Origin of the sequence: Paenibacillus barengoltzii NBRC 101215 (assembly GCF_004000745.1) — a bacterium.
Lineage (GTDB): Bacteria > Bacillota > Bacilli > Paenibacillales > Paenibacillaceae > Fontibacillus > Fontibacillus barengoltzii.
Map to the genome: position 1 here is coordinate 1 of NZ_BILV01000132.1, position 4558 is coordinate 4558.

3 protein-coding genes are annotated in these 4558 nt (G+C 49.1%); all 3 read right to left on the reverse strand.

What is annotated here, in order from left to right; genetic code table 11:
- Nucleotides 1-44 precede the first annotated feature (44 nt).
- The gene (gene rny / locus PBA01S_RS22330; protein WP_009223084.1) at nt 45-1586 is read right to left on the reverse strand and encodes a ribonuclease Y; all 1542 of its coding nucleotides are present in this window, start codon (nt 1584-1586) and stop codon (nt 45-47) included.
- A gap of 319 nt (nt 1587-1905) precedes the next feature.
- Nucleotides 1906-2766 (reverse strand): regulatory protein RecX, encoded by an 861-nt coding sequence (locus PBA01S_RS22335; protein ID WP_127576767.1) that lies wholly within the window; start codon nt 2764-2766, stop codon nt 1906-1908.
- 117 nt (nt 2767-2883) lie between these two features.
- Entirely contained in the window at nt 2884-3945 is a 1062-nt protein-coding gene (gene recA, locus PBA01S_RS22340; RefSeq protein ID WP_016312377.1) for a recombinase RecA, read from the reverse strand.
- Between the last annotated feature and the right edge of the window lie 613 nt (nt 3946-4558).

Consider the following 4558-nt stretch of genomic DNA (forward strand, 5'->3'; position numbering starts at 1 on the left):
AATGAAAAAGCGGCCCCCCGAGGGGCCACTTTTCAGCATAACCTTTACTTGGCGTATTCAACCGCCCGCGTTTCGCGGATGACGGTTACTTTGATATGACCTGGATAATCCAGTTCATTTTCAATCGTCTTCGTAATGTCACGCGCCAAGCGGAATGCTTCCGCGTCGTCAATCTTATCCGGCTGTACCATTACGCGAACCTCGCGGCCCGCCTGAATGGCAAACGATTTCTCGACGCCTTCAAACGATTCGGAAATTTCCTCAAGCTTCTCCAACCGACGAATGTAGGTTTCGAGCGTTTCCCGACGCGCTCCCGGTCTTGCTGCCGACAAAGCATCGGCTGCGCCAACCAACATGGCAATGACTGAGGTGGCTTCACAATCGCCGTGGTGAGAGGCAATGCTGTTGATAACCACCGGATGTTCTTTGTATTTCTTAGCCAATTCCACGCCGATTTCGACATGAGATCCTTCCACTTCATGATCAAGCGCTTTGCCGATATCGTGCAGCAAGCCTGCCCGTTTGGCAAGAGTGATGTCTTCGCCCAGCTCTCCAGCCATTAATCCGGCCAGATAAGCGACTTCCATCGAGTGTTTCAGGACGTTTTGGCCGTAGCTTGTCCGGAACTTGAGACGTCCCAAGATCTTGATCAAATCCGGGTGCAAAGCATGTACGCCCACCTCGAACGTAGCCTGCTCGCCATATTCGCGAATCCGTTCGTCCACTTCTCTCCGAGATTTCTCGACCATCTCTTCGATCCGGGCTGGATGAATCCGACCGTCCGCCACCAATTTCTCCAAGGCGGTCCGAGCAATTTCGCGGCGAATCGGGTCAAAGCCCGACAGAATCACCGCTTCCGGTGTATCGTCGATAATGAGATCGATCCCGGTCAATGTTTCGAGAGCACGAATATTCCGGCCTTCCCGACCGATAATCCGTCCTTTCATTTCTTCGTTTGGCAGTGTTACGACGGAAACAGTTGTTTCCGCCACATGATCAGCTGCGCAGCGTTGAATGGCCAGCGTAATGATCTCGCGGGATCTCTTATCCGCTTCTTCCTTCGCTTGCTGTTCAATATCTTTAATCATCTGCGCCGTTTCATGGCGAACTTCCTGCTCTACGTTGTTCAAAATGATCGTACGGGCATCTTCCATGGTAAGGTTGGAAATCCGTTCGAGTTCCTGAACCTGACTCTTATAGATCAAGTCGATTTGTTGCTGGGTTTCTTCGATCCGTTTCTCTTTGCTGACCACTTGCTCTTCTTTACGTTCAAGCGATTCTAATTTTTTATCCAGCGACTCTTCTTTTTGCAACAATCGTCTTTCTTGTCGTTGTATTTCATTCCGACGTTCACGAATGTCTTTATCAGCTTCGGCTCTGAGCTTGTGGACTTCGTCTTTGGCTTCCAGAACCGTTTCCTTTTTCAGTGCTTCCGCGTCCTTCCTAGCATTCTCTAGGATTTGGCTGGCCGCGTGCTCTGCACTGGAAATTTTAGCTTCGGCAAGAGACTTGCGAATAAAATACCCGATCACGAACCCAAAGAATAAAGCGGCTGCAACGAGAACGATCCAGATTACTGGGTGCATCTGTTCACCTCCCCGTTGTTTCCTCCAAGGCATTCCTTGGGATGTTTGCAGTTGTAGTTACTTTTCGTTTCTTAGGTTCATCATTCCATACAAAGAATTCATGACTTGCCCTTTCAGCTCAGCACTTCATGCTGCAAAAGCATGACTCCTCCGCAGTAGCCCAGCGGACGCACTTTGCCTGATTGGAGAACATAAATCCTATACCTTCAGATCCATAATTTTGGAAGGAAAAAAAGGGTCCTCAAGGTATGGACTCAAATTCATTTTATTATTTGTGAAAAGATATTGTCAAGCAAATGACAGGAGTTACCTCGCCCTGTTATTCTTCGTCCCATTCATCCATTCCATGCATTTCTTCGCGGTTGCCCAGTTCCCGCATAACCCGGGATACGACGCTTCCACTATATCCGCGGCGCTGCAGGAACGCCCCGGTTTTACGTTTTCGGTCAAGCAATTCCCCTGTGGTTGAACGCCACTTCTTCATGCCCAGCTGCAAGGCACTCTCAAACTCGTCCTCTTCGCTGACCTCACCAAGCGCCTCCTCGATATACGCCTTGGAAATCCCCTTCTGGCGCAATTCATGCTTGACCCACAGTTTCCCCTTCCCGCGCAATTTCACGCGCTGAGAAGCCCATTCCTGTGCGTATGCAGCGTCATTAACGTAACCTTCCGATTGCAATCGGGTAAGCACATCTTGAATCGTCTCTTCGCCCCAGCCTTTCTCGCCTAGACGTAGTGCAATTTCATAGGTGGTTCGCGGCTTTAAGCTTAAATATTTCAACGCGTCGGCATACCCCTGTTGGCGCTCGTCGGCTGCTACGATTTCCTCCAGTTCTTCTTTTGTAAATACCGCCCCTTTGATCATGCGGTATTTAATCATCACATCCTCGTGAACTTCCAGCGCATATGCCCCAAAAGAGATCCGATAACGATGCTTCGGCCGCTTCAGCATCAATACGGACGTAATCTCCAGCTCGGTGTCCTCGGGGAAAGCATCCAATCCGGCCGAAACTTCCTCTTCTGTCTTCTCTCGTTTTGAATCCCAGCCGATATCCCTCGGTCGCGGTTCCCAGAACGCCTCATCGGAGATGTCTACGATTTCGTCCTCTCTTCGTTCACCAGAGTTAACTCCATCTCTTCTCCCCGCAACTTTCCTGCGCGATTGTCCCCATGTACTCACATCCTGTCCCTCCTGTCTGCACCTTAGGCGAATCTTTAACTTCCTTAACTACTGCAAAAGCGCCCTGACCCGGCATATTGCCGCGATCAGAGCGCTTGATGTTACAGCTTAACAAGCTTATTCTTCTGCAAACAACGCTTGCTCTTCCGCAAACTCCGCTTCCAGATCGCTGGCGGAAGCCGGAGCTACTGACGTTGTCAGATTGCTGGATTCGCGGATCTTCTGCTCAATTGCATTCGCAATCTCCGGATGCTCCTTCAAGAATTGCTTCGCGTTCTCACGGCCTTGTCCTAGACGTTCGCCGGCATACGAATACCAAGCACCGCTCTTATCCACGATATCCAGTTCCGTTCCGATATCGAGAATGCTGCCTTCCTTAGAAATACCTTCTCCGTACATAATGTCGATTTCAGCCTGTTTAAAAGGAGGCGCAACCTTGTTCTTTACAACCTTAATCCGTGTCCGGTTACCGACCATATCGTTACCCATCTTGATCGTCTCAACGCGGCGTACATCCAAACGAATCGTTGAATAGAATTTCAGCGCACGCCCCCCTGGCGTTGTCTCCGGGTTCCCGAACATGACGCCAACTTTCTCACGCAGCTGGTTGATGAAGATCGCAATCGTCTTCGACTTGCTGATGGCCCCCGACAGCTTCCGCAGCGCTTGAGACATCAGGCGAGCTTGCAAGCCAACGTGCGAGTCCCCCATTTCGCCTTCGATTTCCGCTTTAGGCACCAATGCCGCAACGGAGTCGATAACGATAATGTCCACTGCACCGCTTCGCACGAGCGCTTCAGCGATCTCCAAGGCTTGTTCCCCTGTATCCGGCTGGGACAGCAGGAGTTCATCAATGTTGACACCCAGCTTGCTGGCATAGGAAGGATCCAGCGCATGCTCGGCGTCGATGAAGGCAGCTTGTCCACCGATCTTCTGAACTTCAGCGATCGCGTGCAGCGCTACCGTCGTTTTACCGGAAGACTCCGGCCCGTATACTTCAATAATCCGTCCGCGTGGAAGTCCACCTGTACCAAGGGCAATATCCAGAGCAATCGATCCGCTTGGAACGATCTCGACTTGCATGTGCGTCGATTCTCCAAGCTTCATAATCGAACCTTTACCGAATTGCTTTTCTATTTGGCGAAGCGCCATCTCCAGCGCTGCTTTACGATCTGACAATCAGCTCACATCCTTAAATGTTATATAAATCATTAATTACTTCTTAAAGTTACTGAATTCAGTATACTTCGGCTCTGTCGTAACTGCTTTCGTATATCATTGTACCTTGTTTTGGAATGTTTGCCAAGCGTTTTTTCGAACATACATTCGCAAAATTTCTCCACCTCCCAAACTGAAGATCCCTCCGCTCCCTGTCCCTCATTTGTCGTAATGGAAGGCATGAATAGGGTCCAATACGTAGAAATCCGTAAACTGGACAGACAATTACGGTGTAACTGAGGTAATCTTTAGACGTGCTCTATGCTCTATTGTGCGGTGATTTATCATATGACCTTGAGTACGGTTAGCTTGCACTACTTGCTTGCTGCGGGTAACTATGGATTTGTGCTCACGGTGGTGTGGTGACACAGTACATATTGAGTTGATTTGTATTGTAATATTTGGTGCGCCCATCTCAATATGTATGAAATTTCATATATAATTTCGTTGAAATCGGCTGAAATCGCGTATTATGCTCGATTTTTCATCTATATTTGTTCATTTCAACTCCATCGTACCACTAGCCTTGCATCTAAAGTGACATGGTATTCAATTAATTGTTAATCTTGGTTGT

Coding starts and splice junctions, on each gene's coding strand:
- rny (WP_009223084.1), bottom strand. CDS start 1,586: ATGCACCCAGTAATCTGGATCGTTCTCGTTGCAGCCGCTTTATTCTTT.